The organism is Mesorhizobium sp. M0030 (assembly GCF_040323695.1).
GTDB lineage: Bacteria > Pseudomonadota > Alphaproteobacteria > Rhizobiales > Rhizobiaceae > Mesorhizobium.
Genome location: NZ_JAMYVE010000004.1, coordinates 309,582 through 325,248, shown reverse-complemented (window position 1 = coordinate 325,248; position 15,667 = coordinate 309,582). Strand labels below are relative to the sequence as shown.

General features: G+C 63.6%; 15 protein-coding genes. 4 read left to right on the top strand and 11 right to left on the bottom strand.

From position 1 onward, the window contains the following. Positions 1-43 precede the first annotated feature (43 nt). A complete protein-coding gene (locus NKJ80_RS11670) occupies positions 44-1,204 on the top strand; it encodes a coiled-coil domain-containing protein (protein ID WP_352497598.1) in 1,161 nt (386 codons plus the stop codon). Between the two features lie 38 nt (positions 1,205-1,242). Here NKJ80_RS11670 and NKJ80_RS11665 read toward each other — a convergent pair whose 3' ends face one another. From NKJ80_RS11665 to NKJ80_RS11640, 6 genes are all read right to left on the bottom strand, one after another. Continuing rightward, positions 1,243-2,037 carry a TrmH family RNA methyltransferase gene (locus NKJ80_RS11665; RefSeq protein WP_352497597.1) on the bottom strand — a complete coding sequence of 265 codons (795 nt, stop codon included), beginning with the start codon at positions 2,035-2,037 and terminating at the stop codon, positions 1,243-1,245. Positions 2,038-2,108: 71 nt separating this feature from the next. Then, complete coding sequence (locus NKJ80_RS11660) at positions 2,109-2,447, bottom strand: ArsR/SmtB family transcription factor (RefSeq protein WP_023669951.1); 339 nt, start codon at positions 2,445-2,447, stop codon at positions 2,109-2,111. A gap of 153 nt (positions 2,448-2,600) precedes the next feature. Then, a complete protein-coding gene (locus tag NKJ80_RS11655) occupies positions 2,601-3,371 on the bottom strand; it encodes a HugZ family pyridoxamine 5'-phosphate oxidase (protein WP_352443535.1) in 771 nt (256 codons plus the stop codon). Positions 3,372-3,406: 35 nt separating this feature from the next. Then, a complete protein-coding gene (locus NKJ80_RS11650; protein ID WP_352497596.1) occupies positions 3,407-4,573 on the bottom strand; it encodes a CaiB/BaiF CoA transferase family protein in 1,167 nt (388 codons plus the stop codon). A gap of 6 nt (positions 4,574-4,579) precedes the next feature. After that, a complete protein-coding gene (locus tag NKJ80_RS11645) occupies positions 4,580-5,341 on the bottom strand; it encodes a 3-hydroxyacyl-CoA dehydrogenase (protein ID WP_027049868.1) in 762 nt (253 codons plus the stop codon). Between the two features lie 119 nt (positions 5,342-5,460). Next, positions 5,461-5,997 (bottom strand): GNAT family N-acetyltransferase, encoded by a 537-nt coding sequence (locus tag NKJ80_RS11640; RefSeq protein ID WP_352459823.1) that lies wholly within the window; start codon positions 5,995-5,997, stop codon positions 5,461-5,463. A gap of 271 nt (positions 5,998-6,268) precedes the next feature. Between NKJ80_RS11640 and NKJ80_RS11635 the strand changes: the two genes are divergently transcribed. Next, positions 6,269-7,255, top strand: coding sequence for a glutathione S-transferase family protein (locus tag NKJ80_RS11635; RefSeq protein WP_352459824.1), 987 nt, complete (start codon positions 6,269-6,271; stop codon positions 7,253-7,255). A 16-nt stretch (positions 7,256-7,271) separates the two neighbouring features. Here NKJ80_RS11635 and NKJ80_RS11630 read toward each other — a convergent pair whose 3' ends face one another. Then, entirely contained in the window at positions 7,272-7,772 is a 501-nt protein-coding gene (locus NKJ80_RS11630; RefSeq protein WP_031195394.1) for an NUDIX domain-containing protein, read from the bottom strand. A 71-nt stretch (positions 7,773-7,843) separates the two neighbouring features. Here NKJ80_RS11630 and NKJ80_RS11625 point away from each other — a divergent pair, with 71 nt between their 5' ends. After that, positions 7,844-8,770: a metallophosphoesterase family protein gene (locus NKJ80_RS11625; RefSeq protein ID WP_023683636.1), complete on the top strand. Its 927-nt coding sequence runs from the start codon at positions 7,844-7,846 to the stop codon at positions 8,768-8,770. Here NKJ80_RS11625 and NKJ80_RS11620 read toward each other — a convergent pair whose 3' ends face one another. The 4 genes from NKJ80_RS11620 to leuA all read right to left on the bottom strand — a co-directional run bounded on the left by NKJ80_RS11620 (position 8,771) and on the right by leuA (position 14,018). After that, positions 8,771-9,388 carry a hypothetical protein gene (locus NKJ80_RS11620; protein WP_023683637.1) on the bottom strand — a complete coding sequence of 206 codons (618 nt, stop codon included), beginning with the start codon at positions 9,386-9,388 and terminating at the stop codon, positions 8,771-8,773. 84 nt (positions 9,389-9,472) lie between these two features. Further along, positions 9,473-10,276, bottom strand: coding sequence for an alpha/beta fold hydrolase (locus NKJ80_RS11615; protein ID WP_352497595.1), 804 nt, complete (start codon positions 10,274-10,276; stop codon positions 9,473-9,475). A 103-nt stretch (positions 10,277-10,379) separates the two neighbouring features. Beyond that, positions 10,380-12,149 carry a tetratricopeptide repeat protein gene (locus NKJ80_RS11610; RefSeq protein ID WP_352497594.1) on the bottom strand — a complete coding sequence of 590 codons (1,770 nt, stop codon included), beginning with the start codon at positions 12,147-12,149 and terminating at the stop codon, positions 10,380-10,382. A 192-nt stretch (positions 12,150-12,341) separates the two neighbouring features. Then, on the bottom strand, positions 12,342-14,018 hold the full coding sequence (gene leuA, locus NKJ80_RS11605) for a 2-isopropylmalate synthase (RefSeq protein WP_502902198.1): 1,677 nt from the start codon (positions 14,016-14,018) through the stop codon (positions 12,342-12,344). Positions 14,019-14,500: 482 nt separating this feature from the next. Here leuA and NKJ80_RS11600 point away from each other — a divergent pair, with 482 nt between their 5' ends. Beyond that, positions 14,501-15,667: an ATP-grasp domain-containing protein gene (locus tag NKJ80_RS11600; protein WP_023711108.1), complete on the top strand. Its 1,167-nt coding sequence runs from the start codon at positions 14,501-14,503 to the stop codon at positions 15,665-15,667.

The following is a 15,667-nucleotide window of genomic DNA, read 5'->3' as shown; positions in this document are numbered from 1 at the left end:
TGGCGGTTGCCGGATAGCGGCCCGCCCGTAACGGGTAGTCACCTTGGTTCAGTCGATCCTGTTCTTCGCCCTCGGCTTCCTGTGCGCAGGCTTTCTGGCGCTGCTGGTCGCGCCGGCCATCTGGCGGCGGGCGGTTGTGCTGACACGCAAGCGTGTCGAGGCGTCGGTGCCGCGAACGCTGGCCGAGATCCAGGCCGACAAGGACAGCTTGCGGGCCGAGTTCGCCATGACGACGCGCCGGCTCGAAATCAGCATCAAGACGCTGCGTGAGCAGGCGAATGAGCAACTCGTCGAAATCAATCGCGGCCGCGAGGCGCTGAAGGGCCTGGCGGTCGAGCGCAAGGACAAGAAGCAGGCGCTTTCGGAGCTCGGGGAAAAAAACGAATTGCTGCTGCATCGCGAGCAGCAGATACAACAGCTGTCGGACAGGCTTGCACAAACAGAGCGCATGATGGAAAAGCGCGCGCTCGAGCTGGAAAAGCTCGAGCATATGTACGACGACGCGTCCTTCTCCTCCAGCAATCGTCAGATCGACCTGGTGGCTCGCGAATCCGAGCTGGAAAAACTTGCCAACGACATTTCAGTGCTGCGCGGCCAGCGCAAGGAGGCCGACAGGCGCCATCAGGAAGTCGTCGCCGAGGCCAAGGCTACGCGCGATGCCTTGAAGGCCGAAAAGAAAAGAACCGCCGACCTCGACAGAAAGCTCGAGCGTCTGCTCGCCACGCTTGCCGATCGCGAGGACAAGCTCGATCGCCGCGAAAAGGAACTGGCCCGGCTTCGCGAACGGGTGAAGGGCGAGGCTGCGGGAGGCGCCGCGGCTGCTGGCCTAGTTGGTGCGCAAGACAGTGCCCGCGCCAGGAACGAGGACATCGACAAGACGCTCGCCAAGCTCGGAGGCGACCGAGAGCGGCTCGAAGCCAGGCTGACGACGCTGGCCCGCGAAAACAAGCGGATGAAGGCGGAGCTTGGCGGTTCTGGATCCGCGAAGCCCGGGAATGGCCCCGGCAATGGCAATGATACCGGTTCTGCCTTGCGCGAACAGATGAACAATCTGGCGGCTGAGGTCGTCCATTTGACGGCCAAGCTCGAAGGACCTGATTCACCGATCGCCAAGGCGCTGGCGGCGCCGCAGGAAACGCGGTCGGGAACCACCAGCCTCGCCGATCGCGTGCGGGCGTTGCAGAAGGCAGATTTGCCGAGCTGAGTTTCAAGCCCCGGCTTGGAATTGCCTGACTACGCCTATCAGGGCGAAAAATGGTGCAGCGCAATGGCTGACGCGGCAGCAACATTGAGGCTGTCGAACCCTTCCGACATCGCGATCCGCACCGTCCGCAGGCGGGCAAGCAGGCTCTCCGGGAGGCCCTCGCCTTCGGTGCCGAGATAGAGCGCCAGTCGTTTCGGTCGCGCGGCATCACGAATGTCAGCCTCACCACGCGGCGACAAAGCGACCTGGCCGAAGCCCAACTCGCCGAGCTTCGCGATGAAAGCTTCAGTGTCGCCGAAGGACGCAAAGGGCACCTTCAACGCGGCGCCGACGGAGACGCGGATCGCCTTGCGATACAGTGGGTCGCAACAGGTGGCGTCGACGAAGACGGCATCGGCGCCGAAGGCGGCGGCATTGCGGAAGATCGATCCGATATTGTCATGGTTGGCGATGCCGATGAGAACGACGATCAACGCTTCGGCAGGCAAGGTGTCGAGCAAGGCCTCGGCGGGCTGTGGCGTGCCCTTGCTGCCGATCGCCAATATACCGCGATGCATGTGGAAGCCGGCGATCCTGTCCATGACGGCGCTTGCCGCAACGTAGACCGGCAGGTCGGCAGGGGCCTTGCGCAGGATGTCGTCGAGCCCGGCCAGCCGGTTTTCGAGGACCAGGACCGACTCCGCAGCAAAGCGTCCGGCTGACAGCAGGACGTCCAGCACCACCTTGCCTTCGGCAACGAACCGGCCATGGCGACCGGTGAGATCGCGCTCGCGGATGTCGAGATAGGCGGCGACCCGCGGATCGCGCGTGTCGTCGATCTGGATCGGATCCATCAATACCTCGGCCGGCGAAAAATCGTCAGCGAGGTAAGGAGCGATCGGAGCCGCCAGTCAAGCCCTGCAGGTCAAGTCCCGGCGCGGCGCAGACGCGTTGCCATCTGGGACAAGTCGCCTATCCCGAAAATGCCGTCCAGCATGCGCAACAGTTCGCGCACCGCTTCGGACTTGCAGGAATAGTAGATCATCTGCCGGTCGCGGCGGGTCTCGACAAGATCGAGCGCCCTGAGCTTGGCCAGATGTTGCGACAAAGCGGACTGGCTGAGCATCACCTTTTCGGCGATGGCGCCGACCGACATTTCACCGTCGGCCAGATAGCTCATGATCAAGAGCCGCTTTTCGTTGCCCATAAGGGTCAGAAATGTCGCCGCCGATTCGGCATTGGCGATTAGTTTGGTCGAGACCATCGATGCCCCATGTTTTCCTGCTCATCCAAACGCTATGGGGGCAAATAGCGTTGGCTGCTATAATTCAGCTATGGATCACGCTGCTGATTCAGCGTCGCCTGAATCGTAGATCATTTCGCCCAAATCTCAAGACGTGCTTTTGATTCATGACGATTATCCTTGCGTAGCTGGCGCACGACCGGCTTTGGCCATGTCGACCAGAACCGGCCGCAGGTCGCGCGCGGTCTTCAATGGCTGCGGAAAATAGACCCTGCAAACGGTGTCGCCCGATGCCAGGTCCATGCCATCGGCATCGAAGCCGGTCATGGTCCAACCATCACCTTCAACCCTGGCGAAATGATGGGCATAGACGGCGATGGCGTCGAGATGGTCGGCATTCATGTGGTCGAGAGCGGATTGTTCGCTGGCGGCCAGCTCGTCGACGATCAACCCCTCGGTGATGAGATCGGCACGGTCGAGCAGGTAGGCCTTGCCGAAGCCGCCATTCAGGCTGGCGCGCTCCGGCTCGAGGCGAAAGATCGAGAAATCGCCGAGCTCGGCATAGAGCTTTGCCTTGGGATTGCGGTTGAGATAGCGCCGCTCGGCCCGGGCATGCGCGCTCGACCCGCGTTCCAGCGGCTGCGCCCGGCAGACCAGCGTTATCCTGGGATGCGCCAGCGGATCGCCCTTGCCGGGTTCGCCGACAAGCAGCGAGCAGCGCGGCTCGGCAAGCATGGCGCCGGTATGGGCTGACAGCGCCGAGACAAGGATCAGCGGCGTGCCATCGATGTCGGTGGCGACTCCGACCCTGGAGGCCAGCGGTGCGCCGGTCGACGGCTCGATCACCGCGAGGGCGCCGAAACGGGCGCTGCGGATCAGCGTTGCGGCCAGCCTGATCGCCTCGGCGTCCGTCGCGCGAATGACGTCCTTCTTCGGCTGGTCCAAAATGCTCACCAGGTAAGTTGATTTTCTAAATCCAGTTATTGGCCAATCATGCCGGCTTTGACAAGCGTTTTGATCTCGGCTGTCGAAAAGCCGAAGCGCGCCAGCACAGTCTGGGGCAGCTGATCGTCATCTTCAGACATGCCGGCAAGCGCCGGCTGCGAGGCCGAGAAGCGTGGCGCGGGCGCGGGGCGCTCGAGCGCAGCGGCCTTCACAAATGCGTGACGCGCCCGGTTGTGCGGATGATCCCTGGCTTCGGCCAGCGACAGAACCGGCGCCACGCAGGCATCGCTTGCGGCAAACAGCGCGTCCCAGTCGTCGCGTGTCTTCTGCCGGAACCGGTCGGCAATGGCCGCGCGCATGTCCGGCCACAACGCCTTGTCGTATTGGCCGCGGACAAAATCCTCGCCGAGCGGCAGCAGCCTTGCGAATGCGGCGAAGAAGCGCGGCTCAAGGCAGCCGACCGCAACGTGGCGTGCGTCCGCCGTCTCATAGGTGTCGTAGAAGGGCGCACCGGAATCGAGCAGGTTGGCGCCGCGCCGGTCGCTCCACAGACCTGCCGACATGAAGGCGTGTATGGGGGCCGCCAGCATCGAAGCGCCCTCGACCATCGCCGCGTCGATCACCTGGCCTTTGCCGGAGCGCGAGCGCTCGAACAGCGCTGCAAGCACCCCGGCGATCAGCATCATGGCGCCGCCGCCATTGTCGGCGATCAGATTCAGCGGCGGCACCGGCCGACCTTCCTCCCGGCCGATGGCATGCAACACACCCGAATAGGCGAGGTAGGTGATGTCGTGGCCGGCACGACCTGCGAGCGGCCCGTCCTGGCCGAAGCCGGTTATGCGGCCGTAAATCAGCGCCGGATTGCGCGCCAATGCAGCATCCGGGCCGAGACCAAGCCTCTCCATCACACCGGGGCGAAAGCCTTCGACAAACAGATCGGCCTTTTCGGCAAGGCGCAGCAGCAGTTCCGTTCCTTTGGCCTGCTTGAGGTCGACGTGCAGGATGGAGCGGCCGTGACGGTCGAGATTGTACGCATCGGAGAGCGGCAGCAGGGGTTGGTCCGAACCGGTGCGCTCGATGCGCAGCACCTCGGCGCCCATCTCCGACAACACCAGCCCGGCCAGAGGCACCGGGCCGAGCCCAGCCATCTCGATGACTTTCAGGCCGGCCAGCGGACCGGTCTTCACTGCGCCGGCCGCCATGGCCGTCTATTTCGGCGCCATGCGGATTGCCCCATCGAGGCGGATGGTTTCGCCGTTCAGCATCTGGTTTTCGACGATATGCAGGGCGAGCGCGGCATATTCGGACGGCTCGCCGAGGCGGGACGGGAAGGGCACGGCCGCGCCGAGCGAATCCTGCACCTCCTGCGGCATGCCGGCCATCATCGGCGTCTTGAAGATGCCGGGCGCGATGGTGCAGACGCGAATGCCGGAGCGCGCGAGATCGCGGGCAACCGGCAGCGTCATGCCGACGACGCCGCCCTTGGATGCGGCATAGGCGGCCTGGCCGATCTGGCCGTCATAAGCGGCCACCGACGCGGTATTGACGATGACTCCGCGCTCGCCGCCCTGCAGCGGTTCGAGTTTGGCGGCACGGTCGGCGACGAGGCGGATCATGTTGAAGGTGCCGATCAAATTGATCTCGATCACCTTGCGGTACTGGTCGAGCGGATGTGGACCATCCTTGCCGATCGTCTTCACGCCGATGGCAATGCCCGCGCAATTGACCAGGATGCGCGCTGGCCCAAGTCTCTTTTCCACCTCGGCGAGCGCGGCCGCACCGCTGTCGGCGCTGCTCACATCGCACTGGATGGCGGCGCCGCCAATGTCGCCCGCCACCTTCGATGCCCGGTCGATGCCGACATCGAAAATGGCGACGCGCGCGCCCTTGTCGGCCAGCGCGCGGGCGGTTGCCTCGCCGAGGCCGGAGCCGCCGCCGGTTATGATCGCAATCTGGCCGTTCGGGTTCATGCTGCGTGCTCCGTGCTGTTCCGGTCATGCTACGGAGGTCGCCGCCATGGTGCAACCTGACCAATGCAACCTGACCAATGGGGATCCATCGCGACCGGTGCCGCGACCGATCCTGGAGCTCAGGCCATCATTGGTGCCTGCTCCGCGATCCTGGCAAGGCTGGCATGGCCGACCTCGCCGGAGAGCCGCGCCACGGCACCGGGCACGATCTCGTGCGACAGCAGCCGGTCGAGGTCGACCGGGCGCGGCATGGAGATCTGGCCGCGGGGGATCTTTCTGAAGCCGAGCGGGCCGTAATAAGGCTCGTCGCCGACAAGGATCACCGCCGGCGCGCCGGCCTTGGCGGCCGCCTCCAGCGCGATGGCCACGAGCCGGCGGCCGATACCGAGATTCTTGAAGGCGGGCCGCACGGCGAGCGGCCCGAGCATCAGCGCGCGTCCGGCGCCGGCGGCGATGCGGGTCATGCGCACCGAAGCAACGACGATGTCGCCATTCATGGCGACAAAGGATAGCGAGCGCTCGTGGCCGCCGGTCTCGCGAATCTTGTAGGCGGCCAGCACGAAACGGCCGGGGCCAAAGGCTTCGTCGTTGATGGCTTCGATTTCGGGATCATGCGCCGGAGTTTCCGGCAGGTATTTCACGTCGGCAAGGCTCATGGTCTTCGCGGTCCGATAAAGAGGAAAGGTTGCTGCAAGCGGCAGCGTTCGCCAGTCAGCGCTTTCTAAGCGCGGGCGCCCTTTCGTCGTCGGTCAAACCGGATCAAGCCAAGATCGAACATGCGGAGTGTCCGCTAGCATCAATTTCCGGCGGCTGCAATCGGCTGTTTTCATCCGGCGTTTCATACGAGTGACGCTCTGTTCAGCAGATGACGGCTTCGACATTGCCGCCTTGCGACTAGATTGGCCAAGGCACGCAAGGAGATTTCGTATGGGATTGCTGGTCGAAGGCAAATGGCAGGACCGTCCGGCCAATGTCGATAGCAGCGGCAGGTTCATCCGCGCCGAGACGCAGTGGCGTGACTGGATCACGCGCGACGGCGCGCCAGCGCAAGGTCGTACGCGCGGCTTCAAGGCCGAGCCCGGACGCTACCATCTTTATGTCTCGCTCGCCTGTCCGTGGGCGCACCGCACGCTGATCTTTCGCGCGCTGAAGAAGCTAGAAGACATCATCCCGGTTTCAGTCGTGCATCATTTCCTCGGTGCTGAGGGCTGGACGTTTTTGGCCGAGGATGGCGCCACCGGCGACACGCTCTACGGCCTCGACTTCCTGCATCAGATCTACACCAAGGCCGATCCAGCCTATTCGGGCCGGGTTTCGGTGCCGGTGCTGTGGGACAAGAAGGAAGAGACCATCGTCTCCAACGAATCCGCCGAAATCATCCGCATGCTCAATTCGGCCTTCGACGAGTGGGGCGATGCCGCTCTCGATTTCTATCCGCCAGGCCTGCGCGGCGAGATCGACAAGGTCAATGCGCTGGTCTTTCCAGCCGTCAACAACGGCGTCTACCGCGCCGGCTTTGCCACCACGCAAGCGGCCTATGAAGAGGCGTTCGGCGAGCTGTTCGCGGCGCTCGACACGCTGGAGGGCCGACTGTCAAAACAGCGCTATCTCACTGGCGAGCGTATCACCGAGGCCGACTGGCGGCTGTTCACCACGCTGGTGCGTTTCGACCCGGTCTATGTCGGCCATTTCAAATGCAATCTGCGCCGCATCGCCGACTATCCGAACCTTTCGAACTATCTGCGCGACCTCTACCAGGTGCCCGGTATCGCCGGCACGGTGAACCTGCACCACATCAAAATGCACTATTACGGCAGCCACGAGAGCATCAACCCGACGCGCATCGTGCCGGTCGGGCCTGGGCTCGACTATGGCGCGCCGCACGACCGGGCGCGGTTCAGGCAGGCGGCGTGAGCATCGGATTGACAGCCTACCAGTACGGCGATACCGGCTCGCCTTCAAAAACCTCGGCAAGCCGCCGCAGCGTCGCCGGCGTCGTGCCATGCGGCAAGCGGTCGAGCGGAAAGAAGCCTGCTTCGGCGATCTCGTGGTCCGGCAGTTTCGGCGCGGTCTGGTTGAAGGTTTCGATGAGATAGAGGCCGACATGGTCGCGGCGGCTGGAGCGGCGGTTGAAATGCATCGATTTCAGCACCGGCTGGGCTGTCAGCGCGATGTTGCCTTCCTCGGCCAGTTCGCGCACCAGCGCCTCACCGAGCGTCTCGCCGACTTCGACGCCCCCGCCCGGCAATTGCCAGCCGGGAACGTAGGTGTGGCGGATGAGGAAGACAGTGTTCGAGGCGCGATCGTGGATCAGGCCGCGCACGCCCAGCGTCATCGGCCGCCGCAGCAGGAAATAGAGATGGAACAGCCTTGCCCTGAGGCCTGCCCAGCCGGTCTGGCGAAACGCCTGCTCCGGGTCCGATATAGCCATGACTAGCGAAACCGTGGATGGGCAGGAAACAGTGAGTGGAAAGCGGGGAGCGCGTCGCCTATGAAGGAAGGATGTTCAGGCTCGCGCATATTTCCGATGTCCATCTGGGGCCGCTTCCCGGTGTAACCTATCGCGAACTCGCGTCCAAGCGCGTCGTCGGCTACGTCAACTGGCAGCGCAACCGCCGCCGCCATATGCACGATGCCGTCATCGACACCATCGTCGCCGACATGAAGGCGAGCACACCCGACCACCTCACCGTTACCGGCGATCTGGTCAATCTGGCGCTCGACGGCGAGATCGAGATGGCCAAGCACTGGCTTGAGACGCTGGGTTCGCCGGAGGATGTCTCGGTGGTGCCGGGCAACCACGACGCCTATGTGCCGGGCGCCTTCGACAAGGTCTGCCGCTCCTGGGCGGCGTGGATGAGCGGCGACGGCGTGACTGCGCCGATCGACCGCAACGCTTTTCCCTATCTGCGCGTACGCGGCAATGTCGCGCTGATCGGCGTTTCGACGGCGCGCGCTACGGCGCCGTTCATGGCCAACGGCTTCTTCCTCGAAGGTCAGGCGCAAAGGCTGGCGACAGTGCTCGACGCAACGAACAAACGCGGCCTGTTGCGGGTGATCATGATCCATCATCCGCCGGTGCGCGGCGCCGTCGCCCAGCAAAAGCGCCTGTTCGGCATCTCCCGCTTCCACAAGACCGTTCATAGGCATGGCGCCGAACTCGTGCTGCACGGCCATTCGCATCTGCCGTCGCTGTTCTTCATCGGCGGGCGCGGCGCCAGGATTCCGGTCGTCGGCGTCGCCGCCGCCGGGCAGTCGCCAGGCAGCAAGAACCCGGCGGCACAGTACAATCTGCTCGATATTGACGGGGAGAAGGGCAATTGGCTGATTCGCCTGACGCGGCGCGGCCTGACCGGGCCGGCCTTGCCGCCATCGGACCTGCAGGTCATTGAACTCGGCGCGCAGACACCGAGGCCTCCAGATCGTTGATCAGAAGCTGATCTTCATCGCCATCAGGCGATCCCAAAACAGCGCGGCCGCCACCGCCAGGCCAACAAGCGCGCCGGCGGCGACCAAGCCGAGACCGGAAAGGAACGTCGACCAGCCCTTGCGGGGCACGGCTGCTTGCAAGGGCGGCTCAGCTTCCGGCACGGCGGCGCGTTTCAGGTCGGCGACGGCCGGCTCGACACCGCCCTCCATCATGCGCTGGCGCTCGACGATACGCTCCGCCACATAGCGCGTGACCTGATCGGCGACCGGTTTCATATCGGTCGATTCGGCGAGCACGACGCGGCCGATGCGGGTATCCCTGAGAAAGCGGTAGGTGCGGCGGTCGCGCCCCATGGCGACATGGCTGACGGCGTCGATCCACAGGCGGGGCTGCAGGCCGGAGGAGACGACGAAGTCGAAATTGTCCATGTCGGCGGGCACGTCGGCAAAGACCGGGGCGAGCTCGGCCGCGAGCAGATCAAGCCGCATCCGGTGCGCCTCGCGCATGTCGACCACGACATCGTCGCGATCGGCGAAGGCATTTTTCACATCGCGAACGGCGTCGGACAGTTTGCGGGAGGTGTCGATGGGGGTGATGTTTTCGCCAGTGTCCTTCATCGGCGTCGCCTCGCTGATATGGTTAATTGCGAGTTAACACAGGCGGCGGCAAAATGCACTGGCGAGATGCGGGGCGCAAGTAAGTTAGCTCGCCGCGGCCTCGAATGTCGGACGCAGGCGCCTGCCGCGGCGTGCCATGTTTCGGCGCACGGCCTGGGCGACCACATCAGGCACTTCCTCGACCAGCATATGGCCGGCATCGAGCACGTGATGAATATGAAAATGCGCCGGCAGACAATCAGCCTGGGTAAAGGGCAGCACCGGATCGTCCGTTCCCCAAACCACCATCACCGGCATGTCGAGGGTGTCCAGCTGTTCGCGGGGTATGACCCCCTGCCGCTCGTTCCTGGTCATGACGGCCGATATCTCAATCAGCTTGCGCAACTGGCCGGGGCGACGGCGTAGGTCCGCCAGGACGCCAACGATGCGTTCGGGCGGCGGGCTTCGCGGTCCCGACATGGCGGCAAGGCAGGCGCGGATTTCCCGTCTGTCGGCGGCCGCGGCGTAGCGGCGCAACAGCGGTCCGTTGATCTCGGGGCCAACACCGCCCGGCGCCAGAAGCATCAGCGAGCCTATCCTTTCAGGCTCGGCAAGCGCCATCAGGGAGGCGACCGCGCCGCCCAGCGAATGACCGGCGACATGCACCCTTGCTATCCCGCGTGCGGCGATATCGGCGAGAACCGCTCGCGCCGCTGTTTTGGCCGGGCCGCTGCCAGGAAATTCGAGAGACAGTCCGTGTCCCGGAAGATCGTAGGCCAAGGTCCTGACATCGGGCCCTAGCGACGCGGTCACCTCGCGCCAGATATCATGGCAACCACCGAAGCCATGCAGCAGGACGACCGTCTTCGGCCCGGCGCCCCGCTCGGCAACATAGAGGGATGAGACCATGAAAATGTGCGATTATTGCAAGACTGGAGAGGAAATTCGAATCGAGGCTGGATTGCTCCCAGTCCAGACCGATGGCCAGTAAAGTTTTCGCGATCCGGAAAGACTAGCTGGCGTTGCCGAGGCCCGCGGCGCGCAGCGCCTCAACCAGCCGGTCGGTCAGATCGGCGGGATATTTGCGCTCAGCGAAGGCCGCGCGCGGATCGGCGGCGAATTTCGGGAATTTGGTGGTCAGCTCATCCAGAAGCTTGGCTGCCAGCTGTTCGCGGCCGGCAGCCTTGGCGCCGATCAGCCGCGCCGCCAGATAATGCGATTTCATCGCCGTCGTGCGCAGCGACTCGCTGGCTATCGCGGCCTTGTTCATGTCGCCCAGCATGAATTGCCCGGCGAAGAGCCCAAAATCCCACCATGTCGGATGGCCGCTGAACGTCTCGACGGCATGGGTCAGGATGGGTGTTCCCTCGGCATATTTGCCGGCAAAGATCAGGCCATAGCCGTAAGCGGCAGCCATGCCGAGGTCGTAGGGGTTGAGCTCATAGGCCTTGCGCATCCAGCGGATCGATTCCTCGGTGTTGCCGAGGCGCGAATTGAGGTAGCCATAGGCGCGGTGCGCATAGGGGCTGGTCGGTCCCATCTGGATGGCGCGATGGGCGAAAGACATTGCCTGTTCGACCGTCGCGCCAGGCGGATAGGCGTAATGATCGGTGGCGGCCTCAAGGGTCAGGGAGGCCAGTTCCGAATAGACCAACGACGATTTCGCACCCTGGCCGGCGAGGTTGTCCAGGCAGCGATAGGCGGCCTCGTGCGTCCTGGTGCTCTGGTCGAGATAGTATCTGTCGTTGAGGATCAGGCAGCTCGTCAGCCCGGTCTGGATGCCGTTCTGTTCGATGTAGCTGTAGAGCGGGCCGGAGGCGGGAATGGTCGAGCTGAGGATGGCGGCGATACGATCCTCGACGGTGCCAGGTGCGCTGTCGGCGGCCGTCAGACTGCGGGACAAAAGCACGCGGCCCGTCGCCACGCTCTGCAGTTCGAGCGTCACGTCACCTGCCATCGGTCCCGGCAGGACATCGAAAACGAAGCTGGTCGGGTCGGTGCTCGGATCGCGCTTGCTGTCGGCGTCGCGGCCGATGAAGTCGATGGTGTCGAAACCGGCAAGGCCGGCGCGCAGCGAAGCAGCGACGCGGCCGGCCTCGGGGCCGGTGGCCTTCACGGCGATGTAGACGAGGGGCAGGGCCTCCATCGACGGCGTTGCGATGCTGCTCGTTACGCCCGCGGTCTCGACCGCCGCGGTCGGATCGCTGCTGGCAAGCAATGCGCCGCTGCCCTGGCGCAGGATGAGCACGCCCAGCATGAGGATGACCAGCGTCATGGCGACCCAGAAGAACTGGAGATGGCGCGCCAGCGAAGGCCCAGGTTCTGTAACCCCCGCGGCCGTCGCGCCAGCGGGAACGGCGTCAAGAGCCGTCTGGTCGGGCGATCCGGGCAAGGCGGCTACCGCCGCCGCAAGCGGCTCCTGCCCAACCGGCAGGCGTATGGCGTTGAGCTCATAGGACGGCACGTAGCCGCCGCGCGGAATGGCAATGCGAACCGGTTCGGCTATGCCTTCATTGGCGAAATAATGCTGGAGAAGTTCGCGCAGCCGGCCTGCCTGCACCCGGACAACGGCGTCGGTCGACGAATCGAAATCGCCGTCCTTGCCGAAGACGTCCATGGCGATGGAGAAACCCTTGAGCCTGTCGGCGTCGCCGGCCTGCTCGCGCTCAACAAGATAGCGCAGCAACTTGCGCGCGCGCTCGGAACGTCCGAACGTTTCGCTGGCGAGCAGTCGCTCCAGTGTCTCGCGCACTGCGGGGGCGGCAGGCGTGGCATGCTGCAAGTGTCGATCCTCTCGAAGTCGGCACAGGTTGAGGCGCAATCATATAGAGCCTGCACTTCCATACAAGCATGCTTATGTTATGCGATCGCGTAACACACCGGATAGTTGCTGGTGGATGACACAAAAAACCGGAATTTCTCCCGGCAAATGAGGGATTTCCGGGCACTGCGGAGACACAGTGCCCGGGAAATATCAGCCGGCCTTGCGGCCGATTATCCGGTTGGCGGCCGAAACAACGGCTTCCAGCGAGGCGGCGACGATGTTGGTGTTGATGCCGGCGCCGAACAGCTTGCCGCCGGGATATTCCATCTCGACATAGGAAATCGCCGAGGCGTTCGAGCCGCGCTGGAGCGAATGTTCGGAATAATCAAGCACCGACATGTCGACGCCAACATGACGCGACAGCGCATCGACGAAGCCGTCGATCGGGCCGGTGCCGGAGCCGGCGATTGTCGTCTCCTTGCCGTTGTCGAGGATCACCGCCTCGACCACGCGCCGGCCCTTTTTCTCGGTATCGGGATAGGTGTGATGGTCGAGGAACTTCAGTCGTGCGCCGGGCTGGTCGACATAGGTTTCGATAAAGCGGTCATGGATGCGTTTTGCCGGCACTTCCTTGCCTTCGGCGTCGGTGATCGCCTGGATCTCCTGGCTGAACTCGATCTGCAGGTTGCGCGGCAGATTGAGGCCGTAATCGGCCTGCAGCACATAGGCGATGCCGCCTTTGCCCGACTGCGAGTTGATGCGGATGATCGCCTCGTAGCTGCGTCCGACATCGGCCGGATCGATCGGCAGATAGGGCACTTCCCAAACCGGCGTGTTGGCCTTCTTCAAGGCCTTCATGCCCTTGTTGATGGCGTCCTGGTGCGAGCCGGAAAAGGCGGTGTAGACGAGTTCGCCGACATAGGGATGGCGCTCGGAGATCTTCAGCTGGTTGGAATATTCGTAGACATCCTTCATCCGGTTGATGTCAGAGCAATCCAGATGGGGATCGACCCCTTGCGTGTACATGTTGAGCGCCAGCGTTACGAGGTCGACATTGCCGGTGCGCTCGCCATTGCCGAACAGCGTGCCTTCGACGCGGTCCGCACCCGCCATCAGGCCGAGCTCGGTGGTGGCGATGCCGGTGCCGCGGTCGTTGTGGGGGTGCAGCGAGATCAGCAGGTTCTCGCGGTCGTCCAGGTTGCGGCACATCCATTCGATCCGGTCGGCATAGATGTTGGGCGTTGACATCTCGACCGTCGACGGCAGGTTGATGATCAGCTTGTTGTCGGCTGTCGGCTTCACGATCTCGGTGACGGCGTTGCATATCTCCAGCGCGACTTCGAGCTCGGTGCCGGTAAAGCTTTCGGGCGAATATTCGAAGCGATAACCGCCGCCGGCCTTGGCCGCCATGTCGGTGATCATCTTGGCCGCGTCGGTGGCGATGCGCTTGATACCGCCGACATCCTTCTCGAAGACGACGCGACGCTGCAACTCGCTGGTCGAATTGTAGAAATGCACGATCGGGTTGGCGGCGCCCTTGAGAGATTCGAAGGTGCGGGTGATGAGTTCGGGACGGCACTGCACCAGCACCTGCAGCGAAACATCAGCCGGCACATCGCCTTCCTCGATGCACCAGCGGGCGAAATCGAAATCGGTCTGGGAGGCCGAGGGGAAACCTATCTCGATCTCCTTGAAACCCATGTCGAGCAGCAGGGCGAACATGCGCGCCTTGCGCTCATGACCCATCGGATCGATCAGCGCCTGGTTGCCGTCGCGCAAATCGACCGAGCACCAGATCGGCGCCTTGTCGATGACCTTGTTGGGCCAGGTGCGGTCGGTGAGACCGACCGTCGGATAGGGCTGGTATTTTCGGGCCGCGCCCGGCATGTGGCCGGCCGCGCCTTTTACGCTTTCGGCTTCGCCGGCGCGGATGTCTTCTCGTGCGTTCATCGTCTTGTTCTCCCGGCGGCTCGCGGATCGGTCTTCGGACGGATTCCAGGGCGAGCAGCGCCTTATCAGATTTTCGTTCGCTTGATGTGAATTGCCAATTTCTGAACTGGCCAAGGAGCGTGCGCGTAAGCGGCGGTTCGACCGCCGGGCGCTCCTTCAGCGAACCCGGCGATCGCCGATAAGGCCGAGAAGAAGCAGGGTCGATGCCAGCGCGCGCACGGTCTCGCCGGCAAAGCCGGTCGGACGGGAAGCGACGGAGGAGACGCGCGTGTTCATGGCGGGGTTCATACAGGAGCCGCCATGGACAGGCAAGTGGGCTGCCATTCCACCACTCGCGAGCACTCTTCCCCATGCGCGGCAAATGCGCCAGACTTGCGTGTAGCCGAGCCCGCAATGCTTCGCCGTCGGAGGGGTCATCCGTGAATTTCGTTTTCTTCTCGCCGCATTTTCCCGCCAACGGCGCCGATTTCTGCGACCGGCTGAAGAAGGCCGGCGCCACGGTGCTGGGCATTGGCGATGCGCCTTATGAGGCGCTGGACGGCAAGCTGAAGGTGGCCCTGTCGGAATATTACCGCATCGCCGACATGGAGGACTACGATCCGGTGTTCCGGGCGATGGGTCATTTCATCCACAAATGGGGCCGCATCGAGCGCTTCGAGTCCCTCAACGAGCATTGGCTGGAGCTGGAAGCCAACATCCGCACCGACTTCAACATCTACGGAACCAAGCTCGATTTCGTGAAGAATTTGAAGCGCAAGAGCCGCATGCGTGCATTCTTTCGCAAGAGCGGCGTCGACACCATCGCCCAGCGCAAATGCTCCGACCGGGCCGGTGCCATGACCTTCATCCGCCGCGTCGGCTATCCCGTGGTGGTGAAGCCCGATTCCGGTTCCGGCGCCTCGAACACCTTCAAGATTTCCAACGCCAGGGAACTTGACCAGTTCTTCAGAGACAAGCCCGAGGACGTGACCTTCGTCATGGAGCAGTTCATCGAGGGGCTCGTGGTGACCTTCGATGGGCTGGTCAACCGTGACGGCGAGGTGGTGCTGGCGGCCAGCCACCGCTACGACCAGAGCATCATGGAAGTGGTCAACAAGGACCGCCACATGAGCTACACCTGCTTTCCCAAGGTCCGACCGGCGATCGAAGAAGCCGGCCGCAAGATCCTCAAAGCGTTCGACGTGCGCGAGCGCTTCTTCCACATCGAGCTGTTCGAAACCAAGGACGACCGCGTCATCGCGCTTGAGGTCAACATGCGGCCGCCCGGCGCCTGGATGACCGATGCGATCAACTACACGTTCGACATCGACGTCTACGCGGCCTGGGCGGACATGGTGGTGAAGGATGCCGCCGGTGGTCCTTATGAGGGCAAGTATTTCACCGCTTATGCCAGCCGCAAGCAGCACCTCCACTATTTGCACAGCCATGAGGACGTGCTAGCCGCGCATCGCGACAAGATCGTCCATCATCAGCCGATAGAAAAGGTTTTCAGCCGCGCCATGGGAAATTACGCCTACCAGATGCGCTCGAAGGACGAAGCAGCACTGCGCGCGGCTGTCGCCTACATCCACGCGGAAAAGGCTTAG

Bases quoted from the DNA above. Each gene is read 5' to 3' on its own strand.
- NKJ80_RS11645 (WP_027049868.1), bottom strand. From the start codon at position 5,341: ATGAACCCGAACGGCCAGATTGCGATCATAACCGGCGGCGGCTCCGGC.
- NKJ80_RS11635 (WP_352459824.1), top strand. From the start codon at position 6,269: ATGGGATTGCTGGTCGAAGGCAAATGGCAGGACCGTCCGGCCAATGTC.
- NKJ80_RS11660 (WP_023669951.1), bottom strand. From the start codon at position 2,447: ATGGTCTCGACCAAACTAATCGCCAATGCCGAATCGGCGGCGACATTT.
- NKJ80_RS11615 (WP_352497595.1), bottom strand. From the start codon at position 10,276: ATGGTCTCATCCCTCTATGTTGCCGAGCGGGGCGCCGGGCCGAAGACG.
- NKJ80_RS11640 (WP_352459823.1), bottom strand. From the start codon at position 5,997: ATGAGCCTTGCCGACGTGAAATACCTGCCGGAAACTCCGGCGCATGAT.
- NKJ80_RS11650 (WP_352497596.1), bottom strand. From the start codon at position 4,573: ATGGCGGCCGGCGCAGTGAAGACCGGTCCGCTGGCCGGCCTGAAAGTC.
- NKJ80_RS11625 (WP_023683636.1), top strand. From the start codon at position 7,844: ATGTTCAGGCTCGCGCATATTTCCGATGTCCATCTGGGGCCGCTTCCC.
- NKJ80_RS11620 (WP_023683637.1), bottom strand. From the start codon at position 9,388: ATGAAGGACACTGGCGAAAACATCACCCCCATCGACACCTCCCGCAAA.
- NKJ80_RS11665 (WP_352497597.1), bottom strand. From the start codon at position 2,037: ATGGATCCGATCCAGATCGACGACACGCGCGATCCGCGGGTCGCCGCC.
- leuA (WP_502902198.1), bottom strand. From the start codon at position 14,018: ATGCCGGGCGCGGCCCGAAAATACCAGCCCTATCCGACGGTCGGTCTC.
- NKJ80_RS11630 (WP_031195394.1), bottom strand. From the start codon at position 7,772: ATGGCTATATCGGACCCGGAGCAGGCGTTTCGCCAGACCGGCTGGGCA.